The sequence below is a fragment of the Variovorax sp. TLI9-5A genome, from assembly GCF_056867935.1.
On the sequence record NZ_CP200310.1, the window covers coordinates 4,066,713 to 4,082,400 of the forward strand.

A 15,688-nucleotide genomic window follows, 5' to 3' on the forward strand; every position below is an offset into this window, starting at 1 on the left:
CGGAGACGACACCATGAGATTCCTGAAACGCAAGCTGCGCGCCGCCGTGCTCGGCCTGGGCCTGGCCCTTCCCCTGCTTGCGGCGGCGCAGCAATTGCCTACCGCCAGGCCGGAGCAGGTAAGCCTCTCGACCGAGCGGCTGCAGATGCTCGGCGACGTGCTCAAGGCCGACGTGGCTGCCGGCAAGATCCCCGGCGCGGTGCTCTTGGTGGCGCGCCAAGGCAAAGTGGCGTGGTTCGAGCCGGTCGGCAAGCTCGACAGCGCCGCCGGCACGCCGATGCCGCGCGACGGCATCTTCCGCATCTACTCGATGAGCAAGCCCATCACCACGGTGGCCGCGATGATGCTCGTGGAAGACGGCCGCCTGAAGCTCGACGACCCCGTCTCGGCCTACCTGCCCGAGTTCGCCAACATGACCGTCGGCGTCGAGAAACCCGGCGCCGACGGCAAGCCGGTGCTCGAGACCGTGCCCGCACGCCGCCCGATCACCGTGCAGGACCTGATGCGCCACACCTCGGGCCTGACCTACGGCTTCTTCGGCCCGGGCCTCGTGAAGCAGGCCTACAACGCCGCCGACCTGGGCGCCGGCGACCCCACGCTGGCCGAGTTCTCCCAGCGCCTGGCCAAGCTGCCGCTGGCCTACCAGCCCGGCACGACCTGGGACTACAGCCAGTCGACCGACATCCTCGGGCGCGTGATCGAGGTGGTTTCGGGCCAGTCGCTCTACCAGTTCGAGAAAACCCGGCTCTTCGACCCGCTGGGCATGAAGGACACCACCTATTACGTACCCGAGCCGGCCCGCCAGGCGCGCATCGCCGAGCCGCTGCCCAGCGACCGCAGCTTCGGCGTGGGCGCCGAGTTCAACGACCCGCGCATCGTGCGCAAGTACGAGTCGGGCGGCGGCGGCCTGGTGTCGACCGCGAACGACTACGCCCGCTTCCTGCAGATGCTGATCAACGGCGGCTCGCTCGACGGCAGGCGCTACCTGGGCCCGCGCACCATCGCGCTGATGACCGCCGACCACTCCAACGCAGGCGCCGGTATCGTGCCCGGACCGCTCTACCTGCCAGGGCCGGGCTACGGCTTCGGCCTGGGCTTCGCGGTGCGCCGCAACGACGGCGAGGCGCCCTACCCCTCGGCCGGCGGCGAATACAACTGGGGCGGTGCGGGCGGCACCTACATGTGGGTCGACCCGAAGAACGAGATGTTCGTGGTGCTGATGCTTCAGTCGCCGAAATTCAGGACACATTACAGAACATTGACCCGGGACATGATTTATGCGGCCGTGATCAAGTAGCCTGCGTTCCGCTGGGCTCTTGGAGCCTGGCGCAAAATCAGGCCCCGCCTCATGAAGCCATGAAGAACAGCAGCAGCACCGTCATTCCGATCTCCAGCATCGGCCGAGCACGCCCCGCGGTGGCCGTGCCGGAGGTCGCCGTGCCCGCCACGGGTATGCTGCTCGACCGGCTGGGCCGGCCCCTGACCGACCTGCGCATCAGCGTGACCGACCGCTGCAACTTCCGCTGCAGCTACTGCATGCCCAAGGACGTGTTCGACAAGGACTACAAGTACCTGCCGCACAGCGCCTTGCTGAGCTTCGAGGAAATGACGCGGCTGGCCCGCCTCTTCGCCGCGCACGGCGTGCGCAAGATCCGGCTGACCGGCGGCGAGCCGCTGCTGCGCAAGAACATCGAGGGCCTGATCGAGCAACTCGCCGAGATCCGCACGCCCACCGGCGAGCCTCTGGCGCTGACGCTGACCACCAACGGCTCGCTGCTCGCACGCAAGGCCGACCAGCTGCACGCCGCCGGCCTGCAGCGCGTGACCGTGAGCCTCGATAGCCTCGACGACGCGGTCTTCCGCCACATGAACGACGTCGACTTCCCGGTGGCCGACGTGCTCGCGGGCATCGACGCGGCGCTGGCCGCGGGCCTGGGGCCCGTCAAGGTCAACATGGTGGTCAAGCGCGGCACCAACGAGCAGGAAATACTGCCGATGGCGCGCTACTTCCGTACGCACCACGGCGGCAAGGTGGTGCTGCGCTTCATCGAATACATGGACGTGGGCGCCACCAACGGCTGGCGCATGGACGAAGTGCTGCCCTCGGCCGAGGTCGTCGCGCGCATCCATTCCGAATTTCCGCTGGTGCCGCTCGGGGCGACATCGCCCGGCGAAACCGCCAAGCGCTGGGCCTATGCCGATGGCGGCGGCGAGATCGGCGTCATCAGCAGCGTCACGCAGGCTTTCTGCCACGACTGCAGCCGCGCGCGCCTGTCCACCGAGGGCAAGCTGTACCTGTGCCTCTTCGCGAGCGCCGGCCACGACCTGCGCCCGCTGCTGCGCGGCAACGCCAGCGACGAAGACATCGCCTCGGCCATCGGCCACATCTGGCAGGGGCGCGCCGACCGCTACTCCGAACTGCGCGCCCTGCGCGGGCCCGAAGGCGACAGCGACAGCGGCAACCGCGACGCCGGCTCCAAGGGTCCGCGCCGCGTCGAGATGAGCTACATCGGCGGATGAGGCAGGCGCCTGCCATGCCCGCGCACGCCAGCATCGCGTCAGCCGACATCACGGGGCTGCTGCTGGCCGGCGGCCGAGGCTCGCGCATGGGCGGTGTCGACAAGGGGCTGCAGCCCTTCAATGGCCAGCCGCTGGCGCTGCATGCGATGCACCGGCTGGCGCCGCAGGTCGGCGCGCTCATGGTCAATGCCAACCGCAATCTCGCGCAGTACGAAGCCTTCGGCGCGCCGGTGTGGCCCGACAGCCTCGCCGACTACTCCGGGCCGCTGGCGGGCTTCCTGGCCGGGCTGGAGCACTGCGCCACGCCCTGGCTGCTGACCGTGCCCTGCGACACGCCCCTCTTCCCGCTGGACCTCGCCGCCCGCCTCGCCGAAGCGGCGGCAGCCGGCCAGGCCGACATCGCCATGGCCGTCGCGCCCGAGCCCGCCGAGGACGGCGGCTCGCCGGTGCTGCGCCCCCAGCCCGTCTTCTGCCTGCTGCGCGCCAGCCTGCGCGACAGCCTGCTTCGCTACACAGCTGCCGGCGGCCGCAAGGTCCACACATGGATCGCGCAGCACCGCAACGTGCAAGTGCCCTTCGACCGACCCGGCGACGCGCCCGACGCGTTCTTCAACGCCAACACCCTCGCCGAACTGCACGCCCTCGAAAACCGATGAGATGAGCCGCATCGCAGAACTCGCTTCCGCCCTCGCGGGCCATGACGACGCCGACCTGAGCGTCGAGGCCGTCCACGCCTTTCTTTCCCAGCTGACGGCCACGGCCGTCGTCACCGGGCGCGAGAGCGTCCCGCTGTCCGAAGCGCTCGGCCGTGTGCTCGCCGAAGACATCGTCTCGCCAGTCAGCGTGCCGCCGCACGACAACTCCGCCATGGACGGCTACGCCTTCGATGGCGCCGTCCTGCCCGACAACGCGCCCAGCGATGCATCCATCACGCTGCGCGTGGTGGGCACGGCGCTCGCCGGAGCCGCATGGCGCGGCGCTCTGGGGCCGGGTGATGCGGTGCGCATCATGACCGGCGCGATGATGCCGGCGGGCCTCGATACCGTCATTCCGCAGGAGTTCTGCAAGGTCGATGGCGACCGCGTGTGCTTCCCCGCCAGGGTGCTGCGCCGCGGCGACAACCGGCGCTTCGCCGGCGAGGACCTCATGAAGGGCCAGCCCGCGCTGCGCAAGGGCGAGCGCCTTTCGCCCGCCGCGCTAGGCATGGTCGCGAGCCTCGGCCTGCCGGGCGTGCCCGCGCTGCGGCGGCTGCGGGTGGCCTGCTTCTCGACCGGCGACGAAATCCTGGGTCTCGGCGACGCCCCCCGCGAAGGCGCCGTCTACGACAGCAACCGATACACCGTGATCGGCCTGCTCACGCGGCTGGGCTGCGAGGTGCTCGACCTCGGCCTCGTGCGCGACGATCCGGCCACGCTCGCCGCCACGCTGCGGCGCGCGGCGCGCGAGGCCGATGCCATCGTCACCAGCGGCGGCGTGAGCGCGGGTGCGGCCGACCACACGCGCGCCGTGATGCAGCAACTGGGCGACATGGCCTTCTGGCGCGTGGCCATGCGGCCGGGCCGGCCGCTGGCGGTTGGGCTGATTCCGCGCGAGGAAGCATCCTCGGACCAGCCGGCCGTGCTGTTCGGCCTGCCGGGCAATCCGGTGGCGGTGATGGTGACCTTCCTGGCCTTCGTGCGGCCTGCGCTGCTGCGCATGATGGGCTGCCATGAGGCGGCGGCCGCACCGCCGCCTCTGTTGCGCGCCCACAGCAAGGGCCCGATCCGCAAGAAGCCGGGCCGCACCGAATATCAACGCGGCTTCGTGAAGGCCGTTCCGGGCGCGCTGCCCGAGGTGTGCGTGGCAGCCAACCAGGGTTCGGGGGTGCTGAGCTCGATGCTCGAGGCCAATGGGCTCGTGGTGCTGCACCACGACCAGGGCAGCGTGGGCCCCGGCGAAGAAGTCGACGTAATGATGTTCGACGGCGTGATCTAGCCGCCGAAGAACGGGCCCAGGGTCAGATCCGGCCCAGCGCCTTGTCCACGCCCTTGTTGGCCAGCATGTCCGCGCGCTCGTTGCCCGGGTCGCCCGAGTGGCCCTTGACCCAGCGCCACTCGATCTGGTGGCCTCCTTCGTTCACCAGCGTATCGAGCCGCTTCCAGAGCTCGACGTTCTTCACCGGCTCCTTGCTCGCGGTGACCCAGCCCTTGGCCTTCCAGCCGCGGATCCATTCGGTGATGCCCTTGCGCACGTACTGGCTGTCGAGGTACAGCAGCACCTTGCAGGGCCGCTTGAGCGCGGCCAGGCCTTCGATGACGGCGGTCAGCTCCATGCGGTTGTTGGTGGTGTTGAGTTCGCCGCCGAACAGGTCTTTCTCGGTGGCACCCGACTTCAGCCACGCGCCCCAGCCGCCAGGGCCGGGATTACCCTTGCATGCGCCATCGGTGTAGATCACGACTTCGTTCAAGCTGCGGTTTCCTTCTTCTTCATTCGATTCCAATCAATCTTCATTTCTTCCAATTCTTGCCGGCCCCGTCGCGGTGCACCTTGCCGGCGATGGGCACGGGCGCCGTGGCGCGGGCACCGGCACGGCGCCAGTCGGCGCTGAGCATGCGCATGCCGCGCACCCGCTTCACCGCGACCAGGAAGTAGGCCGCGCCGAAGATCGGCCACCAGCGCTCGCCGACGGTGTCCATCCAGCGCAGGCGCTCCAGCCAGGCCTCGCTGCGCACTGCCGGCCGGTAGATGCCGAAGCGGCCCGACTCCACCTCGAAGCTCAGCAGGCGCAGCCAGTCGCGCATGCGCCAGTAGCCGATGAACTCGCCTCCCTCGGGCAGGTAGAGATCGCCGATGCCCAGCCTGCGGTAGACGTGCGCGCGGCGTTGCCGCATGCCCCAGAGGCTGGTCGGGTTGAGCCCGCAGATCACCACGCGGCCCTCGGGCACCAGCACCCGCTCGACCTCGCGCAACGTGGCGTGCGGGTCGGGGCTCAGCTCGAGCGCGTGCGGGAGCACCACCAGGTCGAGGCTGTTGGCCGCGAAGGGCAAGGCGGCGAAGTCCGTGAGCAGCGTCGCCTTGCCGCCGTGGGCCGGGTCGTCCAGCGCCACCCAGCGGTGCGGCATGCGGTTGGCGCGCAGGCCGTCGACCTCGGCGGCGCCGAGCTGGAGCGCGTGATAGCCGAATACATCGGCCACCGCCTGATCGAACTGGGCCTGCTCCCAAGCCAGCAGGTACCGCCCCGGGGGGGTCGCGAACCAATCCTGCAAACCTATAATTTGACCGCTCATGACCCTTGTTCCGCTGCCCGCCTTCGCTGACAACTACATCTGGATGCTGCACGACGGGTCCCACGCCATCGTGGTGGATCCGGGAGATGCCCAACCGGTGTTCGACGCGCTGGCGCGCGACAAGCTGCAACTGGCCGCGATTCTAGTCACGCACCATCACCCCGATCACACGGGTGGCGTGGCCGCGCTGCACGCAGCCACCGGGGCCAAGGTATGGGGTCCCGCGCGCGAGCGCATCCCCGAGCCCTTCACGCCGCTGGCGCAAGGCGAGGTTGCCGAGGCGCTCGGACTGCGCTTCGAGGTCATCGACGTGCCGGGCCATACCGCCGGGCACATCGCGTACTTCCTGCCCGCCGCACAGACTTCGCACAACAGTGCGCCGCTGCTCTTCTGTGGCGACACGCTCTTCTCCGGCGGCTGCGGGCGCCTCTTCGAGGGCACGCCCGCGCAGATGCTGGCCTCGCTCGACGCGCTCGCCGCATTGCCTGGCGACACGCGCGTGTGCTGCGCGCACGAGTACACACTTTCTAACCTGCGTTTCGCACAGGCGGTGGAACCGGCCAACACCGAGCTGACTCACTACAACGCGCGCTGCGAAAGCCTGCGCGCGAAAGGGCAGCCCACGCTGCCGTCGCAACTGGCGCTCGAACGCCAGATCAACCCCTTTCTTCGCAGCCGCGAAGCCACTGTCCTCAGAGCGGTGCGTGCCCACGCCGAGCTTGCTGCCGATGCGGCGGAGGCCGACGTATTCGCCGCACTGCGCCAATGGAAAAACGACTTCCGATGAAACTTATCGCTGCCACCTGCATTGCAGGTTCACTGGTGCTCGCGGGCTGCGCGGGCACGAACAACAACAGCTCGTCTCCCTCCTCTTCTTCCTCGTCGTCGCAGGCCGGCGGCACCGGCTCCAGGGTTGCCGGCAGCGCAGCCCCCATCTATCCGCGCGACGCCCTCTCCCCGCTGGCCAGCGGCCAGGCCCATTCGCAGAGCGTCGTCACGCTCGCGCCACCGGTCGACATGTGGGACCGCATCCGCCGCGGTTTCAAGATGCCGGACCTGGACAACGACCTGGTGCGCGACCGCGAGCAGTGGTACGCCAGCAGGCCCGACTACATCCAGCGCATGACGGAGCGCTCGAACAAGTACATCTTCCACATCGTCGAGGAACTCGAGCGGCGCAACATGCCGACCGAGCTGGCGCTGCTGCCCTACATCGAGAGCGCGTTCAATCCGCAGGCCATCTCCAGCGCACGCGCGGCCGGCATGTGGCAGTTCATGCCGGCCACCGGCAACGACTTCGACCTGAAGCAGAACATCTTCCGCGACGACCGCCGCGACGTGGTGGCCTCCACCCGCGCAGCGCTCGACTACCTGCAGAAGCTCTACGGCATGTTCGGCGACTGGCAGCTCGCGCTGGCCGCCTACAACTGGGGTGAAGGCAGCGTGAGCCGCGCCATCGCCAAGAACCAGCGCCTGGGCCTGCCCACCACCTACAGCGACCTCACCATGCCCGCCGAGACGCGCATGTACGTGCCCAAGCTGCAGGCGGTCAAGAACATTGTGGCGAATCCGCAGGCCTTCAACACCGAGCTGCCGCTGATCGCCAACCACCCCTACTTCCAGACCGTCACGCTCACGCGCGACCTCGACGTCGAACTCGCCGCCAAGCTGGCCGACGTGCGCCTCGAAGACTTCCGCGCGCTCAACCCCGCCGCCCACAAGCCGGTGCTGATCGCCGCCGGCACGCCGCAGATCCTGCTGCCCTGGGACAACGCCGCGGTGTTCCAGCGCAACTTCGACGCCTACGCCCAGGGCCAGTACGCCAGCTGGACCGCCTGGGTCGTGCCCAACACCATGACGGTGGCCGACGCCGCCCAGCGCTCGGGCATGAGCGAGAACGACCTGCGCTCCATCAACAACATCCCGCCGCGCATGCTCATCAAGGCGGGCTCGACGCTGATCGTGCCGCGCGGCGCCCGCGTGAAGGAAGACGTGGCTGCCGTGGTCGCCGACGGCGGCCACCTGAGCTTCCAGCCCGAGATCGTCACGCGCCGCACGACCGTGAAGGCCGGGCGCGCCGACAACGTCGCGAGCATCGCGCGCCGCTACAACCTCAAGCCCGCCAACGTGGCCGAGTGGAACGACGTGAAGCCGAACCACGCCTTCAAGCGCGGCTACAGCGTGGTGGTGTACCTGCCCGTTCGCGCAACGGTGGCTGCCCGCGCGGGCAGCGGCATCCGCGCCACCTCGCACGTCGCGGCCGCACCGGCGCGCCGTGGCGGGGCTCCCGCGAAGTCGGCCGCCCCGCGTGGCGCCGGCAGCGTGGTCAAGGTGCCCGCCAGCAGCAAGCAGCAGGTGGTGCGCGAGAAACGCGGCGGCACGCCTTCCAAGAAGAAGCGCTGAGCCGCTGAAGATGAGGACGAAGGCTCAGTGAGCCTTCGCGGCCTGCTGCGCCCTTCGGCGTACGATGGCCTCCATCGTCGCGACGCCGATCATGATGACGGTGGTGAGCGTTCCCACCACCAGCACCGTCAGGTGCGACGCAAACACCGCGAGCACCGCTAGGAAGCCCAGCCCGAAGAGATGCGACTGCGGCAGGAAGCCGCGCACCACGCGCTTGAAGAGCGCGTTGCCGAACAGGTAGATCGCCGGGCCGCCGATCAGCGCGCCCAGGTACTTGAGTTCGGCATGGTGCGAGCCCTCGCCGATCGTCAGCTCGTCCGCCACGGCGCACACGATGATGCCGGCCACCAGGATCACATGCGTGTAGTGGAACTTCGCGCCGATGGCGCCCGGGTCCCGCGCATGCTCGATGACGTGCGTCGCCTCCCTGGCGCTGGTGTCGAAGTACATCCACCACATCGCCAGGCTGCCCGCGAAGCCCACGAGCAGCGCGAACAGGTCGATGCCGTGCCATTCGACGTGGTGCCCGAAGGCGATGCCGGTGGCCAGCACCGACTCGCCCAGCGCGACGATCACGAAGAGCTGGCAGCGCTCGGCGAGATGGCCGCCGTCGATGGTCCAGTCGCTGGTCAGCGAGCGGCCCAGGCCCGGAAAGCGCAAGCCGATCATCGGCGCGATGTACTCGCACAGCACGCCGCCGAACCACAGCGCGAGACGCGCCTGCCCCTCGGCGAAGCCGCCGGCGATCCAGAACACGCCGGCCACGCAGTTCCAGGCCAGCAGGCGGCGGAAGTTCGGCGTGAGCGGATCGTTCGGGCCGATGGCGATCAGCATGCAGAAGGTACGCCCCGCCTGGATGCCCACGAAGCACAGCGCAAACACCAGCCCGCGCTCGGCAAAGGCGCCCGGCAGCGCCGAGGCCATCACCATCGCCAGCAGCATGATCGCGAACAGCACGCCGCGGATGCGCAGCGTGCCGGGGTTGAACCAGTTGGTGGTCCAGGCCGTGTACTGCCAGCCCAGCCAGACGGCGAACCACATGACCAGCGTCTGCAGCGCCCCCATGAGCGTGAGGTGGTCGAGCAGGTAGTGGGAAAGCTGTGTGACGGAGAAGGCGTAGACCAGGTCGAAGAACAGCTCTTCGTTGGAGACCCGTGCCGCCTCGCCGCGCGAGCGCAGGGTCGTGGCCCGCTTGTGGTTGTTGTCGTGGCTCATTGTTCGTTACCCCCGTGAATCGTTGCGGCCCGCCCTGCGGCGCCGCGCGCGATCATCGCACGGGGGCAACTAGAGCTTCTCGGTCTCGCCGGTCTTCGGCTGCCACTTCATCAGGCGCCTTTCGATGACGCCGACGATCCCGTCCAGCGCCAGCGCGAAGGCCGTCAGCACCACGATGCCGGCGAACACGGTATTGACGTCGAAGGTGCCCTCGGCCTGCAGGATCAGGTAGCCCACGCCGCGCGCCGAGCCCAGGTACTCGCCCACCACCGCGCCCACGAAGGCCAGCCCCACCGAGGTGTGCAGGCTGGAGAACACCCAGCTGGTCGCGCTCGGCAGATACACCGTGCGCAGCAGCTGCCGCTGGTTGGCGCCCAGCATCTTCGCGTTGGCCAGCACCACCGGGCTCACCTCGCGCACGCCCTGGTAGACGTTGAAGAACACGATGAAGAACACCAGCGTCACCGCCAGCGCCACCTTGCTCCAGATGCCCAGCCCGAACCACAGCGCGAAGATGGGCGCGAGGATCACGCGCGGCATCGAGTTGGCGGCCTTGATGTACGGATCGAGAATCAGGCTCGCCGTGGGCGCGAGCGCCAGCCACAGCCCGCAGGCCAACCCGAGCACGGTGCCGATGCCGAAGGCCAGCACCGTCTCGAGCAGCGTGGTGCCCAGGTGCTGGTAGATGTCGGCGTTGCCCTTGAGCCCATCGGGAAAGAGCGCGTTGGCCGGCACCTCGAAGGGCAGGAACCAGCTCCAGATGCGCCCCGCCACCTGGATCGGCTCGCCGAGGAAGAAGGCGATCTGCTGGTTGCGCGAGGCGACATGCCACGCCACCAGAATCACCGCCAGCAGTGCCAGCTGCCAGAAGCGCGCGTTGCGTTCGTTCAAACCGAGCCGCGCCATCACGCGGCCTTCCTGAGCTGCTGCGCATAGCCCTTGAGCACCTCGTCGCGCAGCACTTCCCAGATCTGGGTGTGCAGCTCGACGAAGCGCGGCTGCGTGCGCACCTCGGCCACGTCGCGCGGACGCGGAAGATCGATGACGAACTCGCCGATGGGATGCGTGGCCGGGCCTGCCGACAGCACCACCACGCGATCACTCATCGCAATGGCTTCGTCGAGGTCGTGCGTGATGAAGAGCACCGCCTTCTTCTTCGCGCTCCAGAGCTCCAGCACCTCGTTCTCCATCAGCTGGCGCGTCTGGATGTCGAGCGCGCTGAAGGGCTCGTCCATGAGGATGATGTCGGGGTCGAGCACCAGCGTCTGCGCCAGCGCCACGCGCTTGCGCATGCCGCCGGAGAGCTGGTGCGGATAGCGGTCGCCGAAGCCCGAGAGGCCCACGCGCGAGAGCCATGCCTCGGCCTGCTCACGCGCCTGAGCCTCGGGTACGCCGCGGTACTGAAGGCCGACCATCACGTTGTCGATGGCGCTGCGCCAGGGCATCAGCGCCTCGGACTGGAACATGTAGCCGGCGCGCGCGTTGATGCCCGAAAGCGTCTGGCCGAAGACCTTCACCGTGCCCGATGAAGGCTCCAGCAGGCCCGCGCCCACGTTCAGCAGCGTCGACTTGCCGCAGCCGGTGGGGCCGACCACCGAGACGAACTCCCCGGCCTTCACGCGCAGCGTGGTGTCGGCCACCGCCGTGTAGCGCTGGCCCGGATCGTCCTTCGAGAGAAAGGTGCAGCTGATGGAGAGGAGTTCGAGTGCGTGGTCGGACATGGCAGAAAAAACCCGGCCTGAGCCGGGTCGCGGGACATGCGGAGTCAGGCTTTGAACCTGTCTTTGGCGCGCCTTGCAAAATCGTTGGTGTAGGTTCTAGCGAGGTCGATCTTGTCGGCCTTCACGGTGGTGTCGAAGCTCGCGATCGCGTTCAGCGCGGTCTTGGGGCCATCGGCGGGCACCAAGCCGTCGGTGGCGATGGACTCGCGCACCTTGTCGAACGAAGCGAGGTACAGCGCGCGGTCGCCGAGCAGGTAGGTCTCGGGCACCGTCTTGATGATGTCGCCCGGCCCGGCCGTCTGCAGCCACTTGAGCCCGTGCACGATGGCATTCGCCAGCGCCTGGCAGGTGTTGGGATTCTTCTGGACGAAGTCGGACGACGCATAGAGGCAGGCCGCCGGCATCGTGCCGCCGAACACCTGCTGCGTGCCCTTGAGCGTGCGCGTGTCGCTGATGATCTTCACGTCGCCCTTCTGCTCCAGCATTGTCATCACAGGGTCGGTGTTGCTGATGGCGTCGATCTGGCCCGAGCGCAGCGCGGTGAGTGCGCCGGCCGCCACGCCCACGCCGATGAAGCTCACGTCGCTGGCCTTGAGCCCGCCGCGCGACAGCACGAGGTTGGCCACCATGTTGGTCGACGAGCCCGGAGCCGAGACGCCGATCTTCTTCCCCTTGAGATCCTGGATGCCGGTGTAGCCGGCCATGTTCTTGGTCGACACGCCCACCGCGATCTGCGGCGCGCGGCCCTGCAGCACGAAGGCCTGGAAGAACTGGTTCTTGGCCTGCAGGTTGATGGTGTGCTCGTAGGCGCCCGAGCACACGTCGGCCGAGCCGCCGACAACCGCCTGCAGTGCGCGAGCGCCGCCGGCGAAATCGGAAATCTCCACGTCGAGCCCTTCGGCCTTGAAGTAGCCGAGCTGCTCGGAAATGGTGAGCGGCAGGTAGTAGAACGCCGCCTTGCCACCCACCGCGATGGATATCTTGGTCTTCTCCAGTTTGGCCTGCTGCGCAAAGACACGCGGCAACGCGATGGTTGCGGCGGCGATGGCGGAAGCAGAAATGAGAGTGCGGCGATGAAGCATGAAAACTGCCTGGAACTGAGGCCTGAAGCTGTTGCCTGAACTGTTGCTTTTGGGCTCTGTGATTCGTAAGAAACTGAATCGAGCTTAGGGGGCGCAACAGGCAACTGCATCGGGGTCATCCCGTGCGGGTTTTCACGTAAGCGTGAAGGCCTCGCCGAGAAGCCTTCGCCAAGGCTTCAGCGAGCCAGAAAAAGTATCGCGATATTGACCAGAAAGGCGAGCGCCCAGACTGCGCTGCGCGCGCTGCCGATGCCCTTGATGTAGAGCGCGAGATAGATCGCGCGCAGCACCACGTAGGCCACCGCGAGCATGTCGAGGCGCGCCTGCGCCGCGCCGAGCTGGTGCGCGATGATCACCGCGCCGATGAAGAACGGCAGGCCCTCGAAGCTGTTGGCCTGCGCGCTGTTGGCGCGTGCCCGCCAGCCGCTCTGCTTCGCGGCCCATTCGCGCGGATGCTGGTTGTCGCGCGGACCGAAGCTGCCTGCCTTGGCGATCCATGCCGAGAGATACGGCAGCACGCAGGCGACGAGCACGCACCAGTAGGCGACGGTGAGCAACGAGAGAGTCATGCGTCGTTGTTCTACCTGCGATCCACCAGCGCGTGCGCGATGGTGCCGAGATCGACGTATTCGAGCTCGCTGCCGGCCGGCACGCCGCGCGCGAGGCGCGTCACCTTGAGGCCGCGTTGCTTCAGCCCTTCACCGATCACATGCGCGGTGGCCTCGCCTTCGGCCGTGAAGTTCGTGGCGAGGATGACCTCGCTCACCGTGCCGTCGCGCGCGCGGTCGAAGAGCTTCTGCAGCCCGATGTCCTTCGGACCTACGCCGTCGAGCGGACTGAGCTTGCCCATCAGCACGAAGTAATAGCCGCGGAACGCGCCCGTGCGTTCGAGCGCAGCCTGGTCGGCCGGCGTCTCGACCACGCAGAGCTTGGTCGCATCGCGCCGCGTGTCGAGACAGACGCTGCAGATCGGCGCTTCGGTGAAGGTGTTGCAGCGCTCGCAGTGCCGCACCTGTCCGGCCGCCTGCTGCAGGGCGCGCGCAAGCAGCTGCGCGCCCTCGCGGTCGTGCTGCAGCAGGTGGAACGCCATGCGCGAAGCCGACTTGACGCCGACACCGGGCAGGCGGCGCAGCGCATCGACCAGGGCGTCGAGCGAACTGGCGTCTGCCATCTATGCCTGCAGCCTGTTCAGAACGGCAGCTTCATGCCTGGGGGAAGACCCGGCATGCCGGCCGTGAGCTTGCCCATCTTCTGCTCGCTGGTTTCCTCTGCCTTGCGCACGGCGGCGTTGAAGGCGGCAGCCACGAGGTCTTCGAGCATGTCCTTGTCGTCCGCCAGCAGGCTGGGGTCGATGGTGATGCGCTTGACGTCGTGCTTGCAGGTCATGACGACCTTGACGAGGCCTGCGCCGGATTCGCCTTCGACCTCGATGGTGGCCAGTTCTTCCTGGGCCTTCTTGAGGTTGTCCTGCATTGCCTGCGCCTGCTTCATGAGGCCGGCCAGTTGTCCTTTGTTGAACATCGTTGGTCCTGATCTGTCTGGTTGGAAAGTGGGTGAAGGATACGGGAGACGCGAACTCAGGCCGGCTTGAGCGTGCCGGGGACGATCTTCGCGTCGAAATCGCGCATCAGCGCCTGTACTTCGGGGTCGCTCATGATGGCTTCCTCGGCCAGGCGCTGCCGCTCGTCGGCCGCCTGCTTGTTGCGGCGCGCGGGGCTGTCGACCACGCCGCCGACCTCGATGGCGAGCTTGACGTTGTGGCCGGCGCTGTTCAGCGCGACGGTGAGCTTTTCGCGGGCGGACGGCTGGTTGAGCGTCTCGCGCTCGATGCGCAGCAGCCATTGGTCGGTGTCGCGGCCCACCATCTGCGACTGCAGGGCGAGCTCCCGCGCCAGCGCGGTGATGGCCTCGGCCGCGACCAGCTGCGTGACCGTGGCGTACCAGAAGTCGCCGTCCTCGCTGGTCGGAATCGGCGTGAAGGTGCTGCGCGGTTCGTCGGGGCGCGGGGTGTCGCGGGCGCTCGGCGGCGGCTGCACGCGGATCGGCACGCCGACGACCTTGGCGGGAGCATCGCCGGCGCTGCCGGGCCGGGGCTCGGCCTGCCGGGGTTCGTCGACCACGGCGAGGCGGTGGCCTGCGGGAACCGGTGCCGATTGCGTTGGGGCCGATGCAACCGGCGACTCCAACGCAGGCCTGGCAGCCATGGGAGCAACAGGAGCCGGGGCTGGCGCAGGTGGCGCAACGCGCACCGCAGGAGCCTGCGGCGGCGCGGCCGCAGCTTCATTCAGAGTTTTTTTTTCCGGGGTAGCCGTCGAAGCGGCCGCGCTGGAAGGCTTGAAGGCCAGCAACCGCAGCAGCACCATGGTCAGCGCGGCGTACTCGTCGGGGGCCAGGCCCAGCTCGCCACGGCCGTGCAGGCACAGGCTGTAGAGCAGCTGGGTTTCGTCGGCCGGCATCAGCGCGGCGAGGCGCGCGGTGTCGGCTGCGTCGGGGTCGGTGGCGGCATCGGCCGATTCCGCGCGCGAAGGCACGGCCTGCAGCACCGCCATGGCCTGCAGCACGGCCGTCATTTCTTCCAGCGTGGAGGCGGCGGACATGCCGTCGACGCGCAGCGCTTCGGAAGTCTCGACCACCGTCTTGCCGTCGCCCTGCGCCAGCGCCTCGATCAGGCGGAACACATGGCCGCGATCGACGCTGCCGAGCATCTGGCGCACGCCGGCTTCAACGAGCTCGCCGTTGCCGAAGGCGATGGCCTGGTCGGTGAGCGAGAGCGCGTCGCGCATCGAGCCGCGCGCCGCGCGCGCCAGCAGGCGCAGCGCCTGCGGCTCGGCCGGCACGCTTTCGGTCTGCAACACGGCAGTGAGGTGTTCGAGCACCGTCTCGGGCGCCATCGGCCTCAGGTTGAACTGCAGGCAACGCGACAGCACCGTCACAGGCACCTTCTGCGGGTCGGTCGTGGCCAGCACGAACTTGAGGTACTCGGGCGGCTCCTCGAGCGTCTTGAGCATCGCGTTGAACGCGGTGTTCGTGAGCATGTGCACTTCGTCGATCATGAAGACCTTGAAGCGCCCCTGCACCGGCTTGTAGACCGCCTGTTCGAGCAGCGACTGCACCTCGTCCACGCCGCGGTTGGAGGCCGCGTCGAGCTCGGTGTAGTCCACGAAGCGGCCCGCGTCGATGTCGCGGCAGGCCTGGCAGACGCCGCACGGCGTGGCCGTGATGCCGCCCTGCCCGTCCGGCCCCTGGCAGTTGAGCGACTTCGCAAGAATGCGCGAAACCGTGGTCTTGCCGACACCCCGGGTGCCGGTGAAGAGATAAGCGTGATGCAGGCGCTGCGTGGTCAGCGCGTTCTCGAGCGCCTGAACCACATGCCCCTGGCCGACCATCTCACCGAAGGTTTTCGGACGGAACTTGCGGGCGAGCACGAGATAAGACATTGCGGGCATTCTAAAAGGCGCGAGGAGCCCCTCCCGATACCTCG

16 protein-coding genes are annotated in these 15,688 nt (G+C 68.3%); 6 read left to right on the forward strand and 10 right to left on the reverse strand.

Features of this window, described 5'->3' with window-relative positions; translation table 11 throughout:
• Positions 1–13: 13 nt before the first annotated feature.
• The 4 genes from AC1VNX_RS19205 to moeA are packed head-to-tail and all read left to right on the forward strand — an operon-like array spanning position 14 to position 4,494.
• Complete coding sequence (locus tag AC1VNX_RS19205; RefSeq protein ID WP_483158436.1) at positions 14–1,297, forward strand: serine hydrolase domain-containing protein; 1,284 nt, start codon at positions 14–16, stop codon at positions 1,295–1,297.
• Positions 1,298–1,356: 59 nt separating this feature from the next.
• On the forward strand, positions 1,357–2,520 hold the full coding sequence (gene moaA, locus AC1VNX_RS19210) for a GTP 3',8-cyclase MoaA (RefSeq protein WP_483158438.1): 1,164 nt from the start codon (positions 1,357–1,359) through the stop codon (positions 2,518–2,520).
• Positions 2,521–2,534: 14 nt separating this feature from the next.
• Positions 2,535–3,176 (forward strand): molybdenum cofactor guanylyltransferase MobA, encoded by a 642-nt coding sequence (mobA, locus tag AC1VNX_RS19215; protein WP_483158440.1) that lies wholly within the window; start codon positions 2,535–2,537, stop codon positions 3,174–3,176.
• Between the two features lies 1 nt (position 3,177).
• Positions 3,178–4,494, forward strand: coding sequence for a molybdopterin molybdotransferase MoeA (moeA, locus tag AC1VNX_RS19220; RefSeq protein ID WP_483158442.1), 1,317 nt, complete (start codon positions 3,178–3,180; stop codon positions 4,492–4,494).
• A 22-nt stretch (positions 4,495–4,516) separates the two neighbouring features.
• Here the strand turns inward: moeA and rnhA are convergent, their stop codons facing one another.
• Together rnhA and AC1VNX_RS19230 are read right to left on the reverse strand one after the other, a co-directional pair.
• Complete coding sequence (rnhA, locus tag AC1VNX_RS19225; RefSeq protein WP_301505773.1) at positions 4,517–4,966, reverse strand: ribonuclease HI; 450 nt, start codon at positions 4,964–4,966, stop codon at positions 4,517–4,519.
• Positions 4,967–5,006: 40 nt separating this feature from the next.
• On the reverse strand, positions 5,007–5,765 hold the full coding sequence (locus tag AC1VNX_RS19230) for a class I SAM-dependent methyltransferase (RefSeq protein ID WP_483161983.1): 759 nt from the start codon (positions 5,763–5,765) through the stop codon (positions 5,007–5,009).
• A 19-nt stretch (positions 5,766–5,784) separates the two neighbouring features.
• Between AC1VNX_RS19230 and gloB the strand changes: the two genes are divergently transcribed.
• Together gloB and AC1VNX_RS19240 are read left to right on the forward strand one after the other, a co-directional pair.
• Positions 5,785–6,573 carry a hydroxyacylglutathione hydrolase gene (gloB, locus tag AC1VNX_RS19235; RefSeq protein ID WP_483158444.1) on the forward strand — a complete coding sequence of 263 codons (789 nt, stop codon included), beginning with the start codon at positions 5,785–5,787 and terminating at the stop codon, positions 6,571–6,573.
• Positions 6,570–8,189, forward strand: a complete 1,620-nt coding sequence (locus AC1VNX_RS19240) for a transglycosylase SLT domain-containing protein (protein WP_483158446.1) — start codon at positions 6,570–6,572, stop codon at positions 8,187–8,189. The genes gloB and AC1VNX_RS19240 overlap by 4 nt, the downstream gene beginning before the upstream one ends.
• 24 nt (positions 8,190–8,213) lie before the next feature.
• Here AC1VNX_RS19240 and AC1VNX_RS19245 read toward each other — a convergent pair whose 3' ends face one another.
• The 8 genes from AC1VNX_RS19245 to dnaX form a co-directional block, all read right to left on the reverse strand.
• Positions 8,214–9,404 (reverse strand): low temperature requirement protein A, encoded by a 1,191-nt coding sequence (locus AC1VNX_RS19245; protein ID WP_483158448.1) that lies wholly within the window; start codon positions 9,402–9,404, stop codon positions 8,214–8,216.
• A gap of 69 nt (positions 9,405–9,473) precedes the next feature.
• The gene (locus tag AC1VNX_RS19250; RefSeq protein WP_483158450.1) at positions 9,474–10,310 is read right to left on the reverse strand and encodes an ABC transporter permease; all 837 of its coding nucleotides are present in this window, start codon (positions 10,308–10,310) and stop codon (positions 9,474–9,476) included.
• Positions 10,310–11,125, reverse strand: coding sequence for an ABC transporter ATP-binding protein (locus tag AC1VNX_RS19255; protein ID WP_483158452.1), 816 nt, complete (start codon positions 11,123–11,125; stop codon positions 10,310–10,312). The genes AC1VNX_RS19250 and AC1VNX_RS19255 overlap by 1 nt, the downstream gene beginning before the upstream one ends.
• 44 nt (positions 11,126–11,169) lie before the next feature.
• Positions 11,170–12,207: an ABC transporter substrate-binding protein gene (locus tag AC1VNX_RS19260; protein WP_483158454.1), complete on the reverse strand. Its 1,038-nt coding sequence runs from the start codon at positions 12,205–12,207 to the stop codon at positions 11,170–11,172.
• A gap of 176 nt (positions 12,208–12,383) precedes the next feature.
• Positions 12,384–12,776, reverse strand: coding sequence for an MAPEG family protein (locus AC1VNX_RS19265; RefSeq protein ID WP_483158456.1), 393 nt, complete (start codon positions 12,774–12,776; stop codon positions 12,384–12,386).
• Between the two features lie 11 nt (positions 12,777–12,787).
• Positions 12,788–13,378, reverse strand: coding sequence for a recombination mediator RecR (gene recR / locus AC1VNX_RS19270; protein WP_301510657.1), 591 nt, complete (start codon positions 13,376–13,378; stop codon positions 12,788–12,790).
• A gap of 17 nt (positions 13,379–13,395) precedes the next feature.
• On the reverse strand, positions 13,396–13,728 hold the full coding sequence (locus tag AC1VNX_RS19275) for a YbaB/EbfC family nucleoid-associated protein (RefSeq protein WP_012747441.1): 333 nt from the start codon (positions 13,726–13,728) through the stop codon (positions 13,396–13,398).
• 56 nt (positions 13,729–13,784) lie between these two features.
• Positions 13,785–15,644, reverse strand: coding sequence for a DNA polymerase III subunit gamma/tau (gene dnaX, locus AC1VNX_RS19280; protein ID WP_483158460.1), 1,860 nt, complete (start codon positions 15,642–15,644; stop codon positions 13,785–13,787).
• Positions 15,645–15,688 lie beyond the last annotated feature (44 nt).